Origin of the sequence: Algoriphagus ornithinivorans (genome assembly GCF_900115305.1) — a bacterium.
Taxonomy (GTDB): Bacteria; Bacteroidota; Bacteroidia; order Cytophagales; family Cyclobacteriaceae; genus Algoriphagus; species Algoriphagus ornithinivorans.
Genome location: NZ_FOVW01000002.1, coordinates 72,415 through 96,251, shown reverse-complemented (window position 1 = coordinate 96,251; position 23,837 = coordinate 72,415). Strand labels below are relative to the sequence as shown.

The window sequence follows — 23,837 nt, the reverse complement described above, 5'->3', positions numbered from 1 at the left end:
ATTCCAATTATAAAATTGTAATCAGATAACAGATTATTTTTCTCTTAAATTCAACAAAATGCCTATTAATACCAATCCCATTCCAACATAGGACATAATTCCGAAGGTTTCTCCAAATAGAACGAACCCAAAGAACAATGCATATAAAATTCCTAAATAACTCAGACTGGAAATTTTTGAGACATTGGCGTTTTGATAAGCAACTGTCATAAAATACTGTGCTGCCTGAGTACAAATACCTATCCAAAGTAAAATCAACCAATCCCAGCCTATCGGTTGAACCCAAGTAAAATAACTGATCAACGTAGCAACTGGAAGAGTTACCAAAGGAAAATAAAATATGATTACCAGCGGGTGCTCTGTGTTTTTGAGCTTTCGAATCACATTGTAAGCCAAACCAGAAAAAAGTGCAGCGATGATTCCGATTCCGGCATAAAAGAAATCTATTCGAGGATCAAAACCCTGTATCACTAAAACGCCGGCGAAGGATATAAAGAAATAAAGAAACTGTATAGGTTTGACTTTTTCTTTGACTAAAAAAATACCAAGAATGGTAGTAAAGATTGGGGATAGATATTGTATTGTTACAGCACTGGCCAATGGAATTTTCTGAAGCGTGTAAAAGAACCCTATCAGGCCCACAGAGCCTACAATTCCACGGATAACCAACAGTTTCTTATTATTCCCAAAGACCGGTATTTTTTGATTTTTCAAAAAAACATAGCTGAAAATCAAGGAGAAAATAGACCTAAACAGAATAATCTCTATGGCAGGGATATGAGGAATGAACTTGACTGATACATTCATCAACGCAAAAAATACTCCAGCCAAAAGCATGGATTGAACGCTAGAAATCTTCAATTTTTTATTTCATTTTAGGGTGTTGTACTTACAAAGCAAAATTATCATTGGAGAGTTCAAAAAAAATCTTCAAAAACAGAATAAACTATCTATACTTAGGAGAGTTAAAAAAGATAAGATGGCATTAAAACTAGGACAAATCGCTCCGGATTTCACTTTGAAAGGAACATCCGGAACGGAACTCAAACCCAGCAGGGATTTAGAAGGCAAATCATTCATCCTTTATTTCTACCCAAAAGATTTTACAAGAGTTTGTACTGCAGAGGCATGTGAATTCAGAGATCAGTTTGCGGCATTTCGGGATCTGGACATTCCTGTTTTTGGCGTTAGCAGAGATGATTTGGCTACGCATGAGAAATTCAAAAAGCAATTCAATCTTCCCTTCGAACTTTTATCTGATACCTCAGGAAAGGTTTGCCAAAAATACGATGCCTTGGTACCGTTGATCAAAATGCCGAAAAGGATTACCTATCTGATAGATGCTGAAATGAAAATAGCTGGAGTTTTTTCAGATATGTTTGAATCCAAAGGACATATAGAAAGCATGCTCAAAAAACTCAATAAATAAGTTAACTGAGAATATTTCCGTCTCTCATTTCTACTTTTCTATCGGCCATGGCAGCCAATTCCTCATTGTGAGTAACTATCACAAAGGAATGCCCCAACTCTTTTCTCAAGGTAAAAAACAGCTCATGCAAAGCTCTTGCATTGCTGGTATCCAAGTTGCCACTGGGTTCGTCAGCAAACACCACTTCCGGACTATTGATCAAGGCTCTCGCCACTGCCACACGTTGCTGTTCCCCACCGGATAAAGTGGATGGTTTATGATCCAGTCGATGAGAAATACCCAGAATTTCAGCTAATTCGCCAGCTTTTTTTTCGATTTGCTGAGGATTTTTTCCCTGAATAAAGCTTGGTATTTGAATATTTTCCAAAGCTGTAAACTCAGGAAGTAAATTATGAAATTGAAAAATGAAGCCTATTTGCTGATTTCTAAATTGAGCCAGCCCCTCTCCTTTCATGGCTATTAAATCCTTACCATTCATGGACAAAGTTCCTTGATCTGGCTTATCCAAAGTCCCCAAAATATGCAACAAAGTACTTTTTCCGGCACCCGATGAACCGACTATGGAAACAATCTCTGAAGTGGAAATCTCAAGATCCACCCCTTTTAAAACATGGAGATTTCCATAGGATTTATGGATGTCTCTGGCTATCAACATACTATTAAAATTTACGCTCCTAAAATTAGAACAATTCTTCGAGGCAAAGGGCATTTATGCCATCAAATAAGGTCCTAACAAATAAAAAAGGCAAAATTCAGATTTGATTTATCCACGGCTAGGGCTTAACTTCGCCCAAAAATTTTGAGAGATGAACATTCACGAATATCAGGCTAAAGAAGTACTAAAAAGTTACGGCGTTAGAATTCAGGAGGGCATCGTAGCAGACAGTCCCGAAGCCGCACAAGAAGCTGCAGAAAAACTCAACGCTCAAACAGGAACTTCCTGGTATGTGATTAAAGCTCAAATCCATGCTGGAGGCCGTGGAAAAGGTAAGGTTCAAGAAACTGGTTCCAATGGTGTTGTACTTGCCAAAAAATTGGAAGAGGTAGCTGAAAAGGCTAAAAATATCCTTGGAGGAACCTTGGTAACTCACCAAACCGGACCGGAAGGTAAAAAAGTAAACAAAGTTTTGATCGCTGAGGACGTATACTACCCTGGTGATTCAGAACCTAAAGAATATTATGTTTCTATCCTTTTGGACAGAGCTACAGGATCCAATGTGATCATGGCTTCTACCGAAGGTGGTATGGATATCGAAGAGGTAGCCGAGAAGCATCCTGAGAAAATTATCAAAGAATGGATCGATCCTAAAGCAGGACTTCAGGGATTCCAAGTAAGAAAGGTAGCTTTCAAATTGGGATTGAGCGGAAATGCTTTCAAGGAGATGACCAAATTTATCACTGCGCTTTATAAGGCGTATGAAGCTACAGATTCTTCTCAGTTTGAAATCAACCCAGTATTGAAAACTTCAGATGATAAAATTTTGGCAGTAGATGCTAAAGTAAATCTGGATGACAATGCACTTTACAGACATAAGGATTTGGCTGAATTGAGAGATTTGGCTGAAGAAGATCCATTGGAAGTTGAAGCTGGAAAATCCGGTCTTAACTATGTGAAGTTGGACGGTAACGTTGGCTGTATGGTGAACGGGGCAGGTCTGGCTATGGCAACTATGGATATGATCAAATTATCTGGTGGTGAGCCGGCTAACTTCCTAGATGTAGGAGGAGGAGCAAACGCTACTACTGTGGAAGCTGGATTTAGAATTATCCTTCAAGACCCTAATGTAAAGGCAATTTTGATTAACGTATTTGGCGGTATCGTAAGATGCGACAGAATCGCTAACGGTGTGGTTGAAGCTTACAAATCAATCGGAGACATTCGAGTTCCTATCATCGTAAGACTTCAGGGAACCAACGCTGAAGAAGGTGCTAAGATCATTGACGAATCAGGCCTTAAAGTATTTTCTGCAATCACTTTGAAAGAAGCTGCAGAAAAAGTACAAGGTGTACTAAAAGGCTAAAATATAGCAGCACTCGTAGTTCAACTGGATAGAATATCGGATTTCGGCTCCGAGGGTTGAGGGTTCGAATCCTTCCGAGTGCACTCTTTTAAGCTCAGACTCCTAGTCTGGGCTTTTTTTTTGTTATATACTCTAGCAGGGATAAGGTAATATGAGAGAAAGTGGACCGTATTTTTTTTGATTATGGAGAAAAAGGCTGGAGTATTAAACTTTAAGAGAAAATATTTTCTCCCTAAGGAAACTCCCTTGAAAATATGGATAAGGAAAAGGGAAGGATAGAAATAAGTTAAAAAGCTAGAAATTGTACTTATCCAAGATTAAAATAAAAAAGCAGGAGAAAATCTCCTGCCCTTTATTTGAAAACTAAACCAACTATTATTTAACTACCACAATGAATTCAAAAATAATACAATTATTAACAAAACAAAATCCAAAATAAAAATTTGTTTTTATTAATTACTTAGCCGGAAACGTACTGCGCTTAAAGGAAATCCCCAAAGCTAGCCCTTGGCTAAATTGTATTTTATCGTCTTGATCAATATCGTAAATGCTCAAACTGGTTAAACTCACATTGATCAAATTGGAAACTTTCGCTGTTAATGCTACATCCAATCTATGATCAATCGTGTCAAATGCTAAGGTCTCGTAATTTGCATACAACTGGTAACGCACCAGGAGAGAAACATTCTCTGAAAGTTGTTTATTCCAATCTGCCATGATATTCATGGCAAGCAATTCTGTTCTGACCTTGTCTCCTATCGGCACTCCATAATTTTGAGGGACATTCAAATATAATTCGGTATCGGTGACAAATGTAAATCTCGGAGCAAAGGGGGATAAACGAAGGCTAAACTCATCATTGGGCTTATACTCAAATCCCAAAGCAAATGTAAGGTAAGCCGGATTGGCAAATTTGGAAATTAAGGTTCTACCTGTGTCGTCAAAGTTATAGCCCGGTGCAAACTGAGAAAGGAAGTTTGCAGAGGAGTATAAATTCCAGAACTCACCAATCTTATATCCAACTTTTGAATCTAGAAATAACCTATCATTGGATTTTCTACCGTCTTGGTCTTGGTTTTTTACCACACCGTAAATGAAATCCAAGGTATTATCCCAAGTCCATTTCTCCTTCTTGTAATTTGCCCTGCCCTGAAGATAGGTACCAACTGCAATGGAGTTCACTCCACCACCCGTCCAGTTACCACTGAAGGAAGCTTGGTTAAAGTTTAGGCCTCCCCCTATTTCTTTTAACCAATAAGTTGTATCCTTTTCAGTTTCTTGAGCTTGCGCAAAAGCTACCCCAAAAACTAAAAAGAAAAGCGTAAATATTCTTTTCATAGGCTGTGTGATTTGTTAAATTACTTTTATCAACTAGTATAAGGTATGGAAAATGACTTTGAAAATGAATTAATAATCAGGGATTTTTTAGCTAGACAGAGAACTACTTTAGCCAATCAACGAACCCTGCTATCTTACATCCGTACTTCTTTGTATTTCCTGGTAAGTGGCACGGCATTGTTTGAGGTGAAAAATTTGGACCACATACGGGATTTAGGATACCTGTCATTTGGATTATCTCTGATTTTAATCATTCTAGGTTTTTACAATTATTTCAGAGTTCGGAAAAAACTCAAAAAAGGCACTTATCACCTGATGTAATATGACGTTTGAAATCGGTCTTGTTTTCGCCATCATTGGTTTGGCGATGATTTTATTTTTTACAGAAAGGCTGAGCATAGATACCGTTAGCATTGGCATCATGGGGCTTTTCATCTTTACAGGGATTTTAGACCTAGAAGAGGGCTTTGCCGGCTTTTCCAATCCTGCTACAGTCACTGTGGCAGCCATGTTTGTTATCTCTGCTGCAATCTTTAATACAGGACTTTTAGACTCATTCGGTCGTTTATTGACACTTCAAGCCCAAAAAAGTGAGGTTGGTCTGATATTAAGTTTGATGCTCTCCGCAGGTATTTTATCTGCATTTATCAACGATACTGCAGTTGTCGCCTTGCTAATGCCAACCGTTATTCAACTCGCCAAAAAAAATGGAATTTCACCATCCAGAGTTTTAATGCCCTTATCTTTTGGAGCTTTAATGGGCGGAATATGTACCCTACTAGGTACCAGTACCAATATCCTAGTAAGTGGAATCGCTGCAAGAGAAGGCTTGGAGGAGTTTGGTGTATTTGAAATGACTAAAGCGGGAGTTATATTTTTTATCGCTGGTATTATATATATGATTTCAATAGGCACTTGGCTTATTCCCAAGCGAAAGGCTCTTTTCAGTGTAAAAGACAGCTCCCATCTCGGAAATTACCTCATAGAAATTGTCATTACTAAAGAGTTTGAACAAATCAGTGAGCCTTTTCACAAACAGAAATTATTCAAAGCTTATCCTATCGAAGCCCTACAAATTTTAAGAGCAGATGGAAGAAAAGTGAAAGTATACCCCAATACTCCCATTGAAAAAGATGACCTGATAAGAATCACCTGTGAAAAAGAAACCATACAAAAACTCAAGAAAATCGCAGGACTATCGATAAAATCAGAATTGGAATGGAGCACGGAGAATATTACAGATGATGAAGTTAGACTGTATGAAGCATTAGTCACTCCAAACTCAGACTTAGTTAATAAAAAGCTATTAGCCCTTAACTTTCGGCATATTTTTGATCAGATTACTGTAGTAGGTATACGACACAGAGCGGGGCTTTTGGAAGGCTTACTCAAGCAGACTAAGCTACGTGCAGGGGACATTTTACTTCTTAGAGGTACAGAAGAAGCAATTCAAAGGCTAAGTGAAGGAAACGACCTTCTATTACTGGCTGAAAACAAGAGCAGAAATATCAATAAGACTCAGAGTATTCTTACGGTAGCTACCTTAGCAGCAGTAATATTACTTTCGGCTTTCAAAATTTTTCCAATTGCAGTTAGCGCAATAGGTGGTGTGGTAGTCCTAGTTTTACTTAAATCAATCAACCCGTTGGAAGCTTATAAAGCTATTGATTGGAAAGTGATTATGATGCTGGCCGGCGTACTCTCCATGGGTGCTGCTCTGGAGAAAACTGGAGGAGCACAGCTCTTAGGGGATTTGATTACAGAAAACTTGGGGGAGTTTGGCCCTAGAGCTGTTTTGGGAGGGATATTTGGACTGACTTTCTTATTGACCAATATCATGTCCAATAATGCTACCGCTGCTCTCTTAGCTCCTATTGCCATCACTGTAGCTGCATCAATTGGAGTGGATAGCAGACCTTTTTTGATGGCTGTTACATTTGCGGCAAGCTTAAGTTTTATGTCTCCTATGGGTTACCAGACTAATACGATGATTTACAATCCAGGAAATTATAAGTTCAGGGATTATTTGGTGGTGGGAATTCCACTAAACCTGATCATGTGGATATTAGCAACTTGGTTAATTCCATATTTTTATCCTTTTTAATAATTGGATAAATCACCAATAAAACCAACCTTTATACTCGTTTTTGTTCCATTCAAACCCTCTTCCAATGAAAATTTTCGGAATTATTTTAATTATTGCAGGCATTTTTATGCTTTTTAGTGGTAGTATCAGTTTCACTACCAAAGAAAAAGTCATAGATGCGGGGCCATTAGAAGTCACAGCTGACAAAGAAAATAAGCTGGATTGGCCTCAATATGCCGGAGGAATTGTGGTGGCAGCAGGAATTGTTCTATTGGCTGTTGCAAGTAAAAAGAAATAAAAAAAGCGCCTCTCGGCGCTTTTTTTATTAATCTATTAATCTGACCTGCATTACCTTATCAGGGTCCAGATTGAAAAATTCTTTGTGAACATTGAAAACTTCGTCCCCATTTTCCGGCTCCTTAGCCAGATAAGTCCCATCCTCTTGCATCACGTATGAATTGAAATTATCCCGAAGATTAAAAGCTAAGATATTCATCAACTGCTTTTCCAATAATGGAGATTCTACCTTGAACAAAGACTCCAGTCTTTTGTCAAAACTTCTAACCATCATATCAGCACTACCTGCATAAGTTCGTGTTTGGCCATTATTATGGAAATGATAAATCCTGGAATGCTCCAAGAAGTCACCAACAATAGAAATCACTTCTATATTTTCACTCAGTCCAGGTCTTCCAGGTCTTAGGCAACAAATTCCCCGAATCACTAATTTAATAATCACACCTGCCTGAGAAGCACGGTACAAGGCATAAATAATTTCGGAATCTTCCAAAGAATTGACTTTGATAAAAATCCCACTTGGAAGACCATTTCTTGCATTTTCTGCTTCCTGCTCAATGTATTCAATTAGCTGATTTCTCATGTCCCGAGGAGCAGTAATCAAATTTTGATATTGAGAAGGCATGCTGTGACCAGTTATTACATTAAAGAATTCTGATACATCATTTGCCAAAACCTCATTAGTAGTCAGGAGCCCAATATCTGTATATAGTCTTGCTGTATCCTCATTGTAATTACCTGAGCCTAAGTGAACAAAACGCGTAATCTCATTTCTGTCTTTTCTGACAATCAAAAGAAGTTTGGTATGCGTTTTTAAATGAGTGATGCCATAAATCACAAAGCATCCAGCCTTTTGAAGTTTTTTGGCCTCTCTGATATTATTCTCCTCATCAAATCTTGCTTTGACCTCAAAAAGAACAGAAACGTGCTTTCCATTTTCAGCAGCCTTTAACAAAGCTTTGGTAATTCTACTTTCCTTCGCTAACCTGTAAATGGTCATTTTGATAGCCATCACATCCGGATCATCGGCTGCCTTCTCAATTAGGTCCAGAATAGAATCAATATTGTTATACGGGTGATGAAGCAGGATATCCTTTTCTTTCAAAATCTCAAAAATATCAGCAGTCCCTTCATCTCGATAAGAAAGAGGCTTAACCGGCTCAGGGATTTGTGGCAATCTATCTCTGAATTTTTTATTTCCAACGATTTGCCAGAAACCGGTAAAATCAATCATGCTGGATCGTTTCACCAAAAAGACCGAATCACTTTTCAGATTCCATCTCTCTAATAATGAGTTCAGCATCCATTTGCTATACCCTTCTTCAATTTCAATTCTAACTACCCTACCGGTTTTTCTTTCCATCAGCTTCCGCTTCACTTCTTCCAGAAAGTTAGCGTCCATATCTTCACTTTCTTCCAGAGTAAAATCACCATTTCTGGTAATTCTGAAGAGACTGACTGCTTCTATTTCTACATTTCTAAAAAGCGAAACGATGTTTTCACGAATTACCTCTTCAATAGGAATCAAAAGCAACATGTTATCCCGCTCGATTTCAAAAAAACGAGGGATATTTGCTGGAATCTGTACAAAGCTGAGTTTGCGCATATCCTTCTTCTCTCCCGGGCTAGTTGTCACCACACCGAAGATCAGAAGCTTATTCATCAAAATTGGGAAAGTTCTGTACCCGTCATACACCATAGGCGTAAGCATTGGATAAATAGCCTTCTGAAAATACTGACGAACCTTTTCCTGTTCATCGGCTGTCAGTCTGGAAGTATTGACCAAAGAAATCCCCTCTTCGCCCAATCTAGGAAGTACATTTTCAATAAAATGATGATGCTGCTCTGCATGAAACTGCTGGCAATCTTTCATTAATTTAGCTTTGAAAGGCTCTTCTCTAAGGCCGGAGTAATCAATCCGCTCTTTATCATAATCCAGGTAATTATACAATGAACCTACACGGATCATAAAAAACTCATCCAGATTAGATGCAGTGATTGCCAGAAATTTCAGTTTTTCAAAAATTGAACGGTGCTCCTTCTTGGACTGATCCAGCACGCGTTCATTAAATTTCAGCCAGCTTAAATCTCTACTGACTAAATCACTTTTTTGGATGATTGACTCGTATTTATCTCCAACTGCCAGTTTCATACCTGATAATTTTGTTCCAGAATAGCTTATCTTATTTATTGGCCAAAAAAAGGGGCTCGAAAGCCCCTTTGGGAAGTATTAGGTATCGATTTTTGCGTATTTAGCATTTTTCTCGATAAACTCTCTTCTTGGGGCGACTTCATCTCCCATCAGCATGCTAAAGAGATGGTCTGCTTCAGCCGCCGAATCGATAGTCACCTGTTTAATGGTTCTGACATTTGGATCCATGGTGGTAGTCCAAAGTTGCTCTGGATTCATCTCACCGAGACCTTTGTATCTCTGAATACCGACACTGTCCTCTTTACCGTCTTTGGCCATTTCAGAGATCAATCTTTTTCTCTCTTCTTCAGTCCAGCAATAGCGCTCGTCTTTACCTCTCTTCAATAAATAAAGTGGTGGTAAAGCAATGTAGATATACCCTCTTTCAATCAAGGTCCTCATATATCTGAAGAATAAAGTCAAGATCAAAGTTCGGATGTGGGAACCATCAATATCAGCATCCGTCATGATGATGATTTTGTGATATCTCAAACCGGTCAAATCAAGTTCCTTATCGTCATCAGCAGTTCCAAACTTAACCCCTAAGGCAGTCAGGATGTTTTTGATTTCATCATTATCGTAGATTTTGTGCTCATGCGCTTTTTCTACGTTCAGGATTTTTCCTTTCAAGGGAAGAATAGCCTGAAAATCTCTGTCTCTCCCTTGCTTGGCTGAACCACCCGCTGAGTCACCCTCCACTAAGTACAATTCACAAACAGTAGGATCAGAATTCGCACAATCCGCAAGCTTTCCAGGTAGACCACCGCCTCCAAGGACATTCTTACGCTGCACCATTTCACGAGCTTTTCTAGCTGCATGTCTTGCCTGAGCTGCCAAGATTACTTTTCCTACGATAGTTTTCGCTTCTTTTGGATGCTCTTCCAACCATGACTGTAATGTCTCGGAAACAGCAGAATCCACTGCGCCTACCACATCGGAGTTACCCAATTTGGTTTTGGTCTGGCCTTCAAACTGAGGCTCTGCAACTTTGACGGAAATAACCGCAGTAAGACCTTCTCTAAAGTCATCACCGGAAACCTCAATCTTCAACTTATCCAACATGCCGGATTTATCAGCATAGGACTTGAGCGTTCTGGTTAGAGCTCTCCTGAATCCAGTTACATGGGAACCTCCTTCGTAGGTATTGATGGTGTTCACATAAGAAACCACATTTTCAGTGTAGGAATTGTTATAGCTCATTGCCACTTGCACAGGAACTTCCTGATCAAGGGCCTCTATGTAAATAGGTGCATCGATGATTTTCTCTCTAGTCTCATCCAGGTATTCTACGAATTCAACCAGACCACCTTCAGAGAAAAATTCATCAGACTTTGGATTTCCATCGTCTTCAATTTCTCTGAGATCCTTGAGGTAAATTCGAATTCCTGCATTCAAATATGCCATTTCTCTAAGCCTGTTGGCAATGGTCTCATACTTGAATTCAGTAATAGCAAAAATGCTGGAATCTGGCTTAAAGTGAATGATCGTTCCTCTCTTATCAGTTTTTCCTATTTCTCTGGCAGGATATTGAGGAACACCAATTTTAAATTCCTGCTCGGTGATAACACCGTTTCTAAATACTGTGGCTTTCAAGTCAGACGACAATGCATTCACACAGGAAACACCCACACCGTGCAAACCTCCGGAAACTTTGTAAGTGTCCTTATCAAATTTACCACCAGCGTGAAGCACAGTTAGTACGACCTCCAGGGCCGAACGTTTTTCCTTCGGGTGCATATCGGTTGGGATACCCCTACCATTATCCTCCACTGTGATGGAATTGTCTTCATTGACAGTGACATGAATAGTATCACAATGACCAGCCAAGGCCTCGTCAATGGAATTATCCACTACTTCCCAAATTAGGTGGTGAAGACCTTTTACTCCCACATCTCCGATGTACATGGCAGGTCTTTTTCTAACTGCTTCCAGACCTTCCAAAATCTGAATATTGCCGGCTCCGTACTCTGCCGGATTCTTCGCTTTTTCTTCGCTCATATTAACTGGAAAAAAACCCTTAAAACGGGCTTAAACGGTGATTTTCTGAAATTCAATTGATTCGGCAAGATAAGCAAAAAAAGTGACTCAAACGAGAATAATTACAGCATTATCTAAGTGAATATAATAGTATGCCTTAGCTCTGATAACCCAAATATTATTCTAAAATCCATATTTGTTGTAAAATTTTTTTCACCTATTCCTACCTGATTATAGTACATATAAACTTGTTTTTTAACACTTTATACCATTTTGTTTAATTTCAGATTCTTTTTGTTAAACAAATTTAATTCTGAATCTATTTAAGTAAGCAAATCAAACAGTTAACACTTTCCCCATTAAAAAATTATGAACCTAACCTTAGCAGCCGATCTAGTAGGACTAGATCGAATCATTAACTCAGACCCGGTAGCCATTACCTTCTTCATTGGGTATATGGCTATGTTCGCTTCTGCAGTCTTCTTTTTCGTAGAAAGAGGATCTGTAGATGGAAAATGGAAAACCTCTCTTTTAGTATCTGGACTGATCACAGGTATTGCCGCAGTTCACTATTACTACATGAGAGATTTCTATTTACAAACTGGTTCCAGCCCAACAGCTTTCCGTTATGTTGACTGGACTTTGACAGTACCTTTGATGTGTGTGGAGTTCTATTTGTTGACCAAACCATTTGGTGCAAAAGGTTCCACTCTTTTCAAATTGATCGTAGCATCTCTTTTCATGCTAATAACCGGTTACATCGGTGAAACTTCAGGTATCGATAGCAACATCATGTGGGGTATCCTATCTACCCTAGGTTATTTGTATATCGTATATGAAGTATTCGCAGGAGATGTAGCGAAATTGGCTAAAGATTCCAACAGCCCTGCTTTAGGAAGAGCTATGTTCCTATTGAAAATCTTCATCACCCTAGGATGGTCAATCTATCCAATCGGTTATATGGTATTGCCAGGAAACTTGTTGTCAGGTGCATTTGAAGTAAGCTCAATCGACTTGTTCTACAACTTGGCTGATGCTATCAACAAAATCGGTTTCGGTTTGGTAATCTACTCTGTAGCAATTTCCGAATCATCCAAAAACAAAACTGCAGCAGCATAAACCTAATTAAGAGTCGCCCTCTCGGGCGGCTCTTTTCTTCCCATGAAGCACTACGATTTCATATTTGCAGGTGCGGGTTGTGCCGGACTTAGTATGGTGTATCACCTACTCAATAGTCCGTTAAAAAATTCAAAAATATTACTTCTAGACCCAAATATGGGTCAAATACCGGATAAAACCTGGTGCTATTGGGCTGAAAAGCCTTTACCAATTCACCCAAGAAATGCGATCCATTCCTGGAATCAACTTAGCTTGAGTTCCAATTATGATAAGGATACTCACCAAATGGAAAACCTTCAGTATTTCCATTTAAATTCTAGAGATTTTTTTGAACACATCTATACTTTTTTAAAATCTCACCCCAACGTGACTCATGAACAACATGCTGTCACTCAAATCATTGAAAAAGAAAATTCAGTAGAAGTATTCACCTCAAATGATACTATCTATCAAGGAAATTATATTTTCGATTCCAGACTTACAGATTCGGATCACCTAGGTTCCAAAGCTCTAAAACAGATCTTTGCTGGATGGAAAATCGAAACTGATCAAAACATTTTTGATAAATCAACCTTCACGATGATGGAGTGGACCCACAGTGAAAAGGGTCTATTTGATTTCTTTTACATTCTACCCTATCATTCCAAATCAGCCTTGATAGAGTATACCGCCTACAGTCGACAGGATATAAGTCAAGAAATCTTAAACGCAAAAATCAAAGAATATCTGGAGGAAAAATTTAGTGGAATAGCTTATGAAATCACTTTTCAGGAAAAAGGAGTTATTCCAATGACAACTCAAATAAAAGCCCCCGATTTTTCAAAACGGATCATTCCTATCGGTACCAAAGCGGGATGGACTAAGGCATCTACAGGTTATACATTCCACACCATTCAAAAGAGAGCTCAATCACTTGTCAATCAGCTATTGAGTGGTGAAAACAACATTAAAACCGAAAAGTCTCCTGCCAGATTTCGCTTTTATGATAACATCCTACTCAATATCGCCCATAGATGGCCCCATGAACTCAAAGGAATTTTCGAGGATTTGTTTAAAAGGAATGAAACTGATTTGGTCATGAAATTCTTGGGAGAAGAAACTAGTCTTTTTCAAGAAATTAAATTGCTTAGCCGACTAAGGTTTCCGATTTTCATCAAAAGCCTCATGAATTATGAGAAGCATTGAAGGCATTTTCAAAATATTGGGCTTGGGGATAGGCTGTGTATATGCCCTTTTCTCATTTGACCTTCCTATCTTGGATTATGGGATTTTTCTACTAATACTCCTTACAGCCGGAATCCCTCACGGAGCAATAGACCATTTGACATCCAATCCTCATACCAACCAAAAAAGCCTTATCAGGTTTTTAATCAACTACTTATCATTGATTGCAGCTTATCTTTTGATTTGGTATATAGTACCCAAAATCGCCCTTTCTGCATTTCTTCTTATGTCCGCATACCACTTCGGACAAACTCACTTTATTAAGCGGGAATTTGTTAATAATAGACTTTTAAACTTTTTGTTATACTGCAGCAGGGGATTGTTAATGCTGTCTGTGATTCTCTTTGGAGATTTTGAAATGACCCAATCAATCTTAGCTCCTATTTTAGATGTTGAGGGATTCTATGATTATCAAATTCTCATTATAAGCGTATTTTTGATCAGCAGTTTATCAACTCAATTATATCTGAAAATTGGATTCAGTAAAGCTGATTTGATTGATCTGACTGTACTGCCCATACTTTTATACTTTAGCCCATTGCTAGTTTCCTTTATTATTTACTTTGGATTCTGGCATGCTGTTCCGAGTATGATGGTCGAATACCGATTTTTGGAAAAATTCCCCAAATTTCGGGGCTTTAAAAAATTTCTAATTCAACTTCTCCCCTTCTCAATATTGAGTTTCATAGGAATTGGCCTTATCCTATTTTTGGGTCTTAGGTTTTTAGAATCTCAGGAATTACTGCTTTTATTTTTCGTATTAATCTCCCTGATTTCCTTTCCACATATTTTGTATATGGATAATTTCTTCAAAAAAATCTCTAATACTGACCAGTACTAAGCATAACTAAAGTACATGCTGGGGTCACTTCCACACCTTGCTTTTTTGCTGCCTGAAAAAACTCTGGGTTTTCGGTTCCTGGATTAAAAATGATTCTCTTTGGATTGAGTGAAAGCAAATAATCAATCCACTCTTCTTGATGATCCGGACCAATATATAATGTGATCGTATCAATATCTTCCAAAGCTGGCTTTTGTCTCAAATCCAGAATTTCCTTTCCAAAAAGTTCTCCTTTTTTGATTCCAATGGGGATAAATTCCATATCTCTATCATCAAACATTCCCGCCGCTACAAATGCATATCGGGAAGGATTGGGAGTAGCACCTACGATTAATGTTTTTTTAGATTTGCCCATTTCTACTTCCTAAAACTCTGTCTCTTTCAAAGGTATCCATGTGTCTATGTTTTTTGGTATCATAGATATCTTTTAATGTGATTAGAATTCCTGTTTCCTCTACCTCTCCAAACTCATCATTCAGAGCCGTACCAAAAGTCATCATGGTAGGAGACAAATTCATATAAGTATTGATCAAAGGCGGAATATTTTCTCCGTAATTTCTAATCCGGGAATTGAGAAGTTTGTAGCCCTCTTTATAGTCTAGGCCTTCAAAAATATTTGGACCTGTTCCTAATTCGGTTTCATAAGTAAGTCTTAACTCAGGTTTGGGGCTGACTAAATTTTCTTTATCTGGGAAATAATGATTCATAAATCTCAGCAAAAGATCTCTTCCTTCTCTATTGTAATGCGGATACATGGTCACTTTGCCAAATAGATATTTGACATCTGGATTTAATAAGACCACTGCTCCAAGCCCATCCCATAGATTATCCAAGCTGAAAATTCCTTTTCTATTATCTATGCTTGGCTGATATTTAGGCTGAACAAAAGAGCGTCCCAACTCAATAGTGTAAGGCAAGTAGTCAGAAATAAATTTCTCTGAAAAATCGAATAAGTGAGTGGTGGATAAATTGATTTTCCCAGATGAATTAATGGCTTTTTTACAATGAATTAAACGGTATCCAGCCACAATTTCCTCATCTTCGGGGCTCCAGGTAATCAATTGATCATAGCAATTTTCACAGGTATCATTTTCATCAAGATCCAATGCTAGGCCAGTTCCTCCTCCTGCTGCTCTAAAGGTCAATTCTCTCAAACGGCCGATTTCTCGGACCACATTTGGTGCATTGTGGTAATTAACCAAATAAACCAGATTGTTTCCATTGTTTGCGTAACGAATGAATCTTTCAGGCCTTAATTCAGCCTTAATCAACTCCGTGCTCACTGCAGGAATAATTTCAGCCTCTTTATGCATTTTTCGATCCGAGTTCATACACTTTTTCTTTCATTTGATCAGCCCATTGAGCGTCAGATTTCTCATCGGTAAAGGTTTGATATTTGATTCTTTCACCAATTCGAATCTTAACTTTTTGACCCCTTTGCTTATACATTTCATCTGCAAGATAAAACATCTCCAGATTTGCCTTTATCCCAAGTTTCTTTCGCCAGTTAGCTAAATTGTAAAAGAATTTTGAATTTCCCCCCTCAATAAAGCTTAGAAGTATATCTTTTTTATATTTTTTTGACTTGGCAATAAAACTTTTTTTCCATTGCAAGTCCTTTATTTCTCCGTCTATTTTTCTGGAAACCAATCCTGCCGGAAATATTAGCACAGCAAAATCTTTGGAATATACCTCTTCAATTTTATCCAAAGTTTCTTGAGAATTCCTTCCATGCTTATTGACAGGGACAAAAATTGGATTGAAATTATCGAAGGTCATTAATAGATCATTCACCAAAAAGCGGATATCAGTTCGGATTCTACCCAAGGCATACATCAGTGCAATTCCATCCATTCCACCCAAAGGATGATTCGCAGCGATGATTACGCCTCCTTCTCTGGGTACTTTTTCCTCTCCTATTAATTCCACATCCATCTCAAACTCCTCGATCAATGCATTGACAAAATCAAGACCTTTCAAGTGCCCAATGCGGTCCATGATTCCATTCATCCATGACTCATGCGTGACACGTTTGATGTAGGAGAGCACAAAACCAGGCATCCATTTCAATAAAGATGGGTTTTTGGAGGCAATTGCCTTTTCTATATCAATAAATTTCTTCGACATAGCCAAATGCTATTCAATAGAGTTAGGATTTATTCGCTTAGATTGGGAAAATAAGGCTAAAATTACAAAAATTCTGCATGCATAACATTTTTGTATGTTATCAACTCTACAGTAAACTGAAAACCAAGAGAGTACTTTTTGAGTAGTCTTAGAAAAATACTATATGAATTTACTTTTGACAGGCAGCACTTCCGGAATTGGACTAGAAACTCTAAAAGCACTTTATCCCCATTTTGACCGATTTATTTTACCGGTAAGAAATATGGAAAAAGCCCAAAGGTTAGCCAGTCAATTCCCAAAAACCGAAAAGCTAGACTGGGTAGAAATGGATCTTTCTTCCATGAAATCCGTTCAAAATGCCGGATCTTATATTAAGGAAAATTACTCTGAAATCCATGTTGTGATCAATAATGCAGGCGGCATGTTTCCTGCTGGAAAAAAGACAGATGATGGCTTCGATATGACTTTTGCTGTCAACCATCTGGGGCATTTTTTCCTATTTAAATTAGTAGAAAATGCCCTGTTCAAAGGCAAAGCAAAAATTATCAATGTGAGTTCAGAGGCTCATAGAATCGCAAGTTTTAATACTGAAGACCCAAGTCTCAAAAAATCCGGAAATACCTTCTCAGCATACTGTCAGGCAAAACTTTATAATATTTTATTCACCAAAGAATTAAAACGAAGATTTAGTGAGCAAGGCATCTCTTCTTTCTCATTACATCCTGGAGCAGTCAAAACAGCATTCGGATCCGAAACAGACCCAATCAGCAAGATGATCATTCGGGCAACTCAATTATTTTTTATTTCAGCCAAGAAAGGAGCCCAAACCAGTATTTTTTTAGCAAAAATACCTTCAAAAGAACTCAAAAACGGAGCTTATTACGTCAGAAAGAAGCCTAAATCATCTAATTCCGCTTCCTCAGATCCTGAAAATGCCCGAGCTCTTTGGGAATATAGTGAGGAATGCCTGGCGAATTTGGGTCTGCTATAATTTCCCTATTTTTGCTCGCTCAAATAACTAGCTATGCAAGACAGAATTTTATCCCTTAGTCCCGGAGTTTGGAAAGATTACGAGCTGATAGATACAGGAGGCTTTGAGAAATTGGAACGCTTCGGAGAGTTTATTGTCAGCAGACCTGAACCGCAGGCTATTTGGGATAAAAGCATGCAAGACTCCGAATGGAAAAAGTTGGCACATGCCCACTTTGCAAAAGAAAAAAACAACCCTGAAAAAGGCCATTGGGAGCAACTAAAAAGAATGCCTCACAATTGGCAAATCGGCTATCAAAATGAGGAAGGTTTGGATATCAAGCTAAATCTTGCCCAAACGTCCTTTAAACACATTGGCCTGTTCCCAGAGCAAGCAGTCAATTGGGATTATATTTTCTCCACCATCAAACGCTCTCCTGTAAAAAACCCAAAAGTTCTCAATCTCTTTGCCTACACCGGAGCAGCTTCTGTGGCAGCCAAAGCTGCGGGAGCAGATGTCACCCATTTAGACTCAGTCAAGCAAGTAGTGACCTGGTCTAGACACAATATGGAGGCTTCTAAGCTGGATGGAATCCGCTGGATTGTGGATGATGCGATGAAGTTTATCAAACGGGAAGCCCGAAGAGGAAATAAATACCAGGGAATTATTTTGGATCCTCCAGCCTATGGAAGAGGACCAGACGGAGAAAAATGGGTATTGGAAGAGCAAATCAATGAAATGCTTAAAACCTGTGCAGAAATCTTAGATCCAAAAGATCATTTCTTACTCTTAAATATGTATTCACTCAGTTTTTCTTCTTTGATCGCTGTCAACCTGATCAAATCCAATTTCGGAGAAGTGAAAAACCCAGAGCACGGAGAATTATATCTGCAGGATAAATTTGAGAAAAAGCTTCCTTTGGGAATTTTCTTCAGATTCTCGAGTTTCTGATAAGTAAATCATGAATAACCGACAATTATTTTTATCTCATCTCGCCCAAACCACAGATTTTCCACTGATGATAGAAGTGGAAAAGGCGGAGGGAGTATACCTATATGGCCCCAATCAAGAAAAATACATTGATCTGATTTCAGGAATCGGAGTCAGTAATGTGGGGCATAGGCACCCCAAAGTGTTGGAGGCAATCCAGAATCAATTGGACAAATACCTCCACCTGATGGTATATGGAGAATATGTTCAAACTCCCCAAACCCTACTTGCCAAGGCACTTTGTGATACTTTACCGGATCAGCTTGACAATGTCTATTTTGTAAACAGTGGTTCGGAGGCAATTGAAGGAGCGCTCAAGTTAGCCAAGAGATACACTGGCAAGAAAAAGCTTTTCTCCTGCATCAATGCATATCATGGGAGTTCTCATGGTTCACTGAGTATAGGAGGAAATGAAATTTTCAAAAGAGCTTATAGACCTCTTTTACCTGGAATCACCAATATAGTGTATGGTGGCTATGCAGATCTGGAGAAAATTGATTCGGATACTGCTGCAGTAGTCGTAGAAACAATCCAAGGAGAAGCCGGAATTCGAGTAGCCTGCACAAATTATTTTCAGGATTTACGGAAAAAATGTGATGAAGTAGGAGCATTATTGATCTTGGATGAGATTCAGGCTGGCTTTGGCAGAACCGGCAAATTCTGGGCTTTTGAGCATTTTGATATAGTCCCGGATATAGTTGTTTGTGCCAAAGGTATGGGAGGTGGAATGCCGATCGGAGCATTTATAGCCAACAAAGAGGTGATGGGAGTTTTTAAGAATAATCCTTTGCTGGGCCATATCACTACTTTTGGTGGGCACCCAGTAAGCGCAGCTGCATCCTTGGCCACTATTCAGATTTTACAAAAAGAAAATTTGATCGCTCAGGTAGAGGAAAAAGCAGCGCTTTTCAAAAAACTACTCATTCACCCCAAAATCAAAGGTATCCGAAACAAAGGTTTGATGATGGCCGTTGAGTTTGAATCTTTTGAAGTTCTAAAACCAATTATTGACCGGGCAATCGAATTGGGTGTGATTACCGATTGGTTTCTGTTTTGTGATGATTCTATGAGAATCGCTCCACCATTGGTAATAACCGAAGAAGAAATAAAAGGTGCCTGTAGCATCATTTTGCAGGCTATTGATGATGTAGCTTAATTTTAAACTTTATTTTTTATGGGACAGAAGAAATGCCCCCATTGTGGGCAATGGTCGGATTGGAATCAGAATCTTACAGATACTTGCCAGCATTGCGGCAAACCACTGGGAGGCAAAGACCTCGAAAATCAACAAAAACGAGAGGCTGATAAGAAATCCAATGAAGAAAACTGGATGTTTTACATCAAGGAAGATGATTCTGATTTGGTCAAAACTTTCAAAAAGATCGGAAACTTCTTTTATACCATATATATGGCTATCATTACCTTCATCCTTTGGTTAATTGCAGCGCTCCCCGGATAATGAAAGTGATCAAAAATCCATTCTTTTTTATTCCTGTGATATTATTTTGGACGAACCAGTTTTTTGAAAGAGTCATGGGCTGGCATTCAAGCGGATTCCTTTCCTCTTATGCTGATGATTTGTTAGCAATGCCTGTTATACTCGGAATAACCCTTCAAATATATCAGTGGATTCATCCTAAAAAGGAGCATTTCAAATTTTCCAAGGCTCAGGTTTTGGTTGCATTTGTGTATGTCTCAATAGTGTTTGAGTTTTTGTTACCAAGATATTCATCTACCTATACCTCTGATTATTGGGATATTCTCTGCTATGGATTAGGGAGTATCTATTTTTATAAATTTATCAACCATACCAGAAGCCAGAAGGTCTTTAATTAGATCAAAAGTTTAATATTTCGCTGCTCATTTTTTCCGCTATCTGCCGAAGGCATATTTTGATAATTTCTCGAAGAGTGCCCCTCGGATCACCGACAGGAGTCGGGAGTAATTCCGAGGCTTTATCGTTGGATTTTCTATCCGATAAAAATAAAATCTCGTTCTATCTTGCTGGCACAGGGCCCCATTTCCAAAAGGAGAAATAGGGCCAGCGCTGGGGAGGGAAACGTAACCTTCCTAACCCTGGGTTGCACCCAGGCCTGCGCGCCTCTGGCGTGGCTAATAAATTACGCTCCTTTGGAGCTTTTGATCCGAGTACGATCGGAGGTTTTTCTCGCCGAAAGCATATTTTGATAATTTCTTGAAGAGTGCCCCTCGGATCACCGACAGGAGTCGGGAGTAATTCCGAGGCTTTATCGTTGGATTTTCTATCCGATAAAAATAAAATCTCGTTCTGTCTTGCTGGCACAGGGCCCCATTTCCAAAAGAAGAAATAGGGCCAGCGCTGGGTAAAGGCGTTGCATAATGAAACCAGGGGTTAAAACCCCTGGCTACGATATAGTACGCTCCTTTGGAGCTTACGATCCGAGTACGATCGGAGGTTTTCCCGCCGAAGGCAAATCTTGATAATATCTTGAAAAGTATCTTCTGAATATTTCGCCGAAGGCGTATTTCAAATTATTTCTACTGTATTTCTTTATCTATTTCGCCAAAGGCGTATTTCTAATTTTTTCTACTGAATTTTCCTTGAATAAAGCTTTATTTCTAAATCCCCCTTTCCCCCTTTACATATAGCTATCATCCTGAATTGAATTTACACTTCCAAAGGGGGAATTGACCCGTATCTCGCCGAAGGCATATCTTGATAATATCTTGAAAATTATCTTCTGAATATTTCGCCGAAGGCGTATTTCTATTTATTTCCACTGTATTTATTTATCTCTTTCACCTGAGGCAGATTTCAATTTTTATTTCAATTATCTTTTCTAAAATTTTGACACATGAGAAAAACAGGAATCGTATTAGGCATTTTGCTTCTTATTTTAGCAATTGGTGCATTGGTTTTTACAGCATTGCATACTCCTCAATATGAAGGGGAGATTTCAATCCAAGGGTTAAATGAAGAAACCACTGTTTACTTCGACCAATACGGAATCCCTCATATTTATGCCTCAAACCAAGCTGATGCATACATGGCTCTTGGATACCTCCATGCTCAAGATCGACTATTTCAGTTAGAGATGATGAGAAGAGTCGGAACTGGAACCTTAGCCGAATTTTTAGGGCCGGATTTATTGGAAATAGACCAGTTTTTCAGAACGCTGGGAATTCCTGAGCATGCTCAAAGCTCCACTGACTTTTGGAACTCTCAACCTGATTCTCCTTGGAAAAAAGCCACTGAAGCCTATATAGCTGGAATAAATCAATTTATTCAGGAAGGTACTTTACCTGTAGAATATACCCTTTTGGGAGAAAAGCCCCGGGAATTCACCATCAATGATGTTCACTCTATTTTGGGCTATATGTCATTTACTTTTGCCATGGCGGTAAAGACTGATCCATTGATTACTGAAATGAGCAGAAAACTCGGTGAAAATTACCTACAAGCATTATCCGTTCATACACTTCCAGAACACCATGTAATCCCAAACAATTATCCTGATTCTCTTAAGTCTACTTTAGGCAGCGGGCTTATATCCATGCTAGAAAAACTTCCTGTTCCTCTTTTGGAGGGTTCCAATGGCTGGGTCATTTCTGGATCTAAAACGAAAAGCGGGAAGGTCATTTTTGCCAATGACACCCATATTGGCTTTTCTTCTCCATCTGTTTGGTATGAGGCGCATTTGGAATATCCTGGTTTTAATTTTTATGGAAATCACCTTGCCGGTGTTCCTTTTGGTCTGGTTGGACATTCCTTGTTTCACAGCGTGGGCTTGACCATGTTTGAAAACGACGATCAGGACTTTTTTGAAGTAGAATTGAATCCCAATAATCCCAATGAATACAGATATGGAGATGAATTTCTTCCCTTTACTATACTCAAAGATCAAGTCCCAGTAAAAGGGCAAGACCCGGTAGATTTTGAAATACGTCAAACCATTCATGGTCCCATCATGAATGGGGTCGTTCCTGAAATAGCCTCTTTGACACAAAGTCCTGTTAGTTCTTGGTGGGTATATACATCAGAACCCACAAGAGCTTTAGAGTCACTTTACAAGATAAATCATGCCAAATCTATGCAGGATGTGGCTCAAGCCGCAGAGCTCATTCATGCGCCCGGCTTGAATATCATGTATGGTGACAGTTTGGGCAATATCGCTTGGTGGGCCGCTGCCAAATTGCCTATCCGATCTGAAAAAGTTCATTCCAAGATTTTTGCAAATGGCTCAGACCCCGAAACCATGCCTCTTGGTTGGTACCCTTTCAGCATGAATCCAATGAGTATCAATCCTCCATCGGGATTTGTTGCCTCTGCAAATAATCAACCTGACACCCTAAGAAATGGCGTGTTTTTTCCTGGCTATTATTATCCCGGTGAAAGATGGCTAAGAATCGCTGAGGCTATTCAATCCAAAAATGATTGGACCTTGGATGATGTAAAAGCGGTGCAGCTTGAAGTGATCAATACAGACCACTCTCAAATCGCCCAATTCATGTTGGATCAAATCCCGGACTTTGATTTTCAAGGAAGAGAAAAAGCTCGAGAGCTTCTAAACCAATGGGACGGCAATCATGAGTTAAACTCCCCTACTCCAACTATTTATTACAAATGGTTATACCATACCCTTCGCCTTTCAATGGAAGATGAGCTGGGAAAAGCAGGCTTTGAAAATTATCTAGGCACATTTATGATGATTCGATCCAACCTTCCCTTTATCAAAAACCTAGGAAGCCCTTGGTGGGATGATATACAAACCCCCGAGAAGGAAAGCGCAAAAGATATATTCACCAACAGCTTGCAGATTACCCTGGATGAGCTTAGCGATCAATTAGGAAAGGATTTGGATGACTGGGACTGGAAGAAGGTAATAATCGCCGAGCACCCCCACCCTTTAGGAAGTAAAAAACCGTTGGACAAGATATTCAATGTTAAAACTGCACCGATTCCAGCCAATGATGAAGCAGTCAATAAACTGGCCTTCAAATTAAATGGAGAAGGAATTTATAGGGTTACTACTGGACCGGCTATGCGGATTTTGATAGATTTTCAAAATATTCAAAAATCGCTTTCTGTGCTTCCCACAGGTCAAAGTGGGAATCGTTTTAGCAAACACTATAAAAATCAGGCGAATCTTTACGCCAAAGGGAAATACCGATATCAGTTGATGGATAAAAAGGACATCATCAAAAGCGCAGAGGAGCCTCTCATATTAAAGCCGAGATAAACTTCTTT

Annotated in this window: 22 protein-coding genes and 1 tRNA gene; 15 read left to right on the top strand and 8 right to left on the bottom strand. The window is 38.9% G+C overall.

What is annotated here, in order from left to right; genetic code table 11:
* Positions 1–33: 33 nt before the first annotated feature.
* Positions 34–837 (bottom strand): DMT family transporter, encoded by an 804-nt coding sequence (locus tag BM073_RS02535; RefSeq protein WP_091649912.1) that lies wholly within the window; start codon positions 835–837, stop codon positions 34–36.
* A 142-nt stretch (positions 838–979) separates the two neighbouring features.
* On the opposite strand from BM073_RS02535, the gene BM073_RS02530 reads away from it, so the two are divergent.
* Complete coding sequence (locus tag BM073_RS02530) at positions 980–1,429, top strand: peroxiredoxin (RefSeq protein ID WP_091650894.1); 450 nt, start codon at positions 980–982, stop codon at positions 1,427–1,429.
* 1 nt (position 1,430) lies between these two features.
* Here BM073_RS02530 and BM073_RS02525 read toward each other — a convergent pair whose 3' ends face one another.
* Entirely contained in the window at positions 1,431–2,084 is a 654-nt protein-coding gene (locus tag BM073_RS02525) for an ABC transporter ATP-binding protein (protein WP_091649910.1), read from the bottom strand.
* A 151-nt stretch (positions 2,085–2,235) separates the two neighbouring features.
* Here BM073_RS02525 and sucC point away from each other — a divergent pair, with 151 nt between their 5' ends.
* Positions 2,236–3,450, top strand: a complete 1,215-nt coding sequence (gene sucC, locus BM073_RS02520; RefSeq protein WP_091649907.1) for an ADP-forming succinate--CoA ligase subunit beta — start codon at positions 2,236–2,238, stop codon at positions 3,448–3,450.
* Between the two features lie 9 nt (positions 3,451–3,459).
* A tRNA-Arg gene (locus BM073_RS02515) sits at positions 3,460–3,533 on the top strand.
* A gap of 373 nt (positions 3,534–3,906) precedes the next feature.
* Here the strand turns inward: BM073_RS02515 and BM073_RS02510 are convergent.
* Entirely contained in the window at positions 3,907–4,788 is an 882-nt protein-coding gene (locus BM073_RS02510) for a DUF3078 domain-containing protein (RefSeq protein ID WP_091649905.1), read from the bottom strand.
* 45 nt (positions 4,789–4,833) lie between these two features.
* Here BM073_RS02510 and BM073_RS02505 point away from each other — a divergent pair, with 45 nt between their 5' ends.
* The 3 genes from BM073_RS02505 to BM073_RS02495 all read left to right on the top strand — a co-directional run bounded on the left by BM073_RS02505 (position 4,834) and on the right by BM073_RS02495 (position 7,172).
* On the top strand, positions 4,834–5,109 hold the full coding sequence (locus BM073_RS02505) for a YidH family protein (RefSeq protein ID WP_091649902.1): 276 nt from the start codon (positions 4,834–4,836) through the stop codon (positions 5,107–5,109).
* Position 5,110: 1 nt separating this feature from the next.
* Positions 5,111–6,892 carry an SLC13 family permease gene (locus BM073_RS02500; RefSeq protein ID WP_091649899.1) on the top strand — a complete coding sequence of 594 codons (1,782 nt, stop codon included), beginning with the start codon at positions 5,111–5,113 and terminating at the stop codon, positions 6,890–6,892.
* A gap of 67 nt (positions 6,893–6,959) precedes the next feature.
* Complete coding sequence (locus BM073_RS02495) at positions 6,960–7,172, top strand: hypothetical protein (protein ID WP_091649897.1); 213 nt, start codon at positions 6,960–6,962, stop codon at positions 7,170–7,172.
* A gap of 27 nt (positions 7,173–7,199) precedes the next feature.
* Here BM073_RS02495 and ppk1 read toward each other — a convergent pair whose 3' ends face one another.
* Positions 7,200–9,323 (bottom strand): polyphosphate kinase 1, encoded by a 2,124-nt coding sequence (gene ppk1 / locus BM073_RS02490; RefSeq protein ID WP_091649894.1) that lies wholly within the window; start codon positions 9,321–9,323, stop codon positions 7,200–7,202.
* 78 nt (positions 9,324–9,401) lie between these two features.
* Positions 9,402–11,360, bottom strand: a complete 1,959-nt coding sequence (gyrB, locus tag BM073_RS02485; protein ID WP_091649891.1) for a DNA topoisomerase (ATP-hydrolyzing) subunit B — start codon at positions 11,358–11,360, stop codon at positions 9,402–9,404.
* Positions 11,361–11,708: 348 nt separating this feature from the next.
* Here gyrB and BM073_RS02480 point away from each other — a divergent pair, with 348 nt between their 5' ends.
* The 3 genes from BM073_RS02480 to BM073_RS02470 are packed head-to-tail and all read left to right on the top strand — an operon-like array spanning position 11,709 to position 14,523.
* On the top strand, positions 11,709–12,458 hold the full coding sequence (locus BM073_RS02480; protein WP_091649886.1) for a bacteriorhodopsin: 750 nt from the start codon (positions 11,709–11,711) through the stop codon (positions 12,456–12,458).
* Positions 12,459–12,500: 42 nt separating this feature from the next.
* A complete protein-coding gene (locus tag BM073_RS02475; protein WP_091649883.1) occupies positions 12,501–13,643 on the top strand; it encodes a lycopene cyclase family protein in 1,143 nt (380 codons plus the stop codon).
* Positions 13,630–14,523 carry a Brp/Blh family beta-carotene 15,15'-dioxygenase gene (locus tag BM073_RS02470; RefSeq protein WP_091649881.1) on the top strand — a complete coding sequence of 298 codons (894 nt, stop codon included), beginning with the start codon at positions 13,630–13,632 and terminating at the stop codon, positions 14,521–14,523. Before BM073_RS02475 ends, BM073_RS02470 begins: the two co-directional genes overlap by 14 nt.
* Here the strand turns inward: BM073_RS02470 and BM073_RS02465 are convergent.
* The 3 genes from BM073_RS02465 to BM073_RS02455 are packed head-to-tail and all read right to left on the bottom strand — an operon-like array spanning position 14,504 to position 16,650.
* A complete protein-coding gene (locus BM073_RS02465) occupies positions 14,504–14,878 on the bottom strand; it encodes a CoA-binding protein (protein WP_091649878.1) in 375 nt (124 codons plus the stop codon). The two genes, BM073_RS02470 and BM073_RS02465, sit on opposite strands and share 20 nt — an antisense overlap.
* Positions 14,865–15,836 (bottom strand): glycine N(alpha)-acyltransferase GlsB, encoded by a 972-nt coding sequence (locus BM073_RS02460; protein WP_091649875.1) that lies wholly within the window; start codon positions 15,834–15,836, stop codon positions 14,865–14,867. The genes BM073_RS02465 and BM073_RS02460 overlap by 14 nt, the downstream gene beginning before the upstream one ends.
* Positions 15,829–16,650, bottom strand: a complete 822-nt coding sequence (locus BM073_RS02455; RefSeq protein WP_091649871.1) for a lyso-glycine lipid O-acyltransferase GlsA — start codon at positions 16,648–16,650, stop codon at positions 15,829–15,831. Before BM073_RS02455 ends, BM073_RS02460 begins: the two co-directional genes overlap by 8 nt.
* Before the next feature lie 163 nt (positions 16,651–16,813).
* Between BM073_RS02455 and BM073_RS02450 the strand changes: the two genes are divergently transcribed.
* The 6 genes from BM073_RS02450 to BM073_RS02425 all read left to right on the top strand — a co-directional run bounded on the left by BM073_RS02450 (position 16,814) and on the right by BM073_RS02425 (position 23,829).
* On the top strand, positions 16,814–17,641 hold the full coding sequence (locus BM073_RS02450; RefSeq protein WP_091649868.1) for an SDR family NAD(P)-dependent oxidoreductase: 828 nt from the start codon (positions 16,814–16,816) through the stop codon (positions 17,639–17,641).
* Positions 17,642–17,674: 33 nt separating this feature from the next.
* Positions 17,675–18,571: an RsmD family RNA methyltransferase gene (locus BM073_RS02445; protein WP_091649865.1), complete on the top strand. Its 897-nt coding sequence runs from the start codon at positions 17,675–17,677 to the stop codon at positions 18,569–18,571.
* A gap of 10 nt (positions 18,572–18,581) precedes the next feature.
* On the top strand, positions 18,582–19,766 hold the full coding sequence (locus BM073_RS02440; RefSeq protein ID WP_091649863.1) for an aspartate aminotransferase family protein: 1,185 nt from the start codon (positions 18,582–18,584) through the stop codon (positions 19,764–19,766).
* Positions 19,767–19,784: 18 nt separating this feature from the next.
* Positions 19,785–20,069 carry a hypothetical protein gene (locus BM073_RS02435; protein WP_091649860.1) on the top strand — a complete coding sequence of 95 codons (285 nt, stop codon included), beginning with the start codon at positions 19,785–19,787 and terminating at the stop codon, positions 20,067–20,069.
* Positions 20,069–20,446 carry a magnesium citrate secondary transporter gene (locus BM073_RS02430; RefSeq protein ID WP_091649857.1) on the top strand — a complete coding sequence of 126 codons (378 nt, stop codon included), beginning with the start codon at positions 20,069–20,071 and terminating at the stop codon, positions 20,444–20,446. The genes BM073_RS02435 and BM073_RS02430 overlap by 1 nt, the downstream gene beginning before the upstream one ends.
* Before the next feature lie 998 nt (positions 20,447–21,444).
* On the top strand, positions 21,445–23,829 hold the full coding sequence (locus BM073_RS02425; protein ID WP_091649854.1) for a penicillin acylase family protein: 2,385 nt from the start codon (positions 21,445–21,447) through the stop codon (positions 23,827–23,829).
* Positions 23,830–23,837 lie beyond the last annotated feature (8 nt).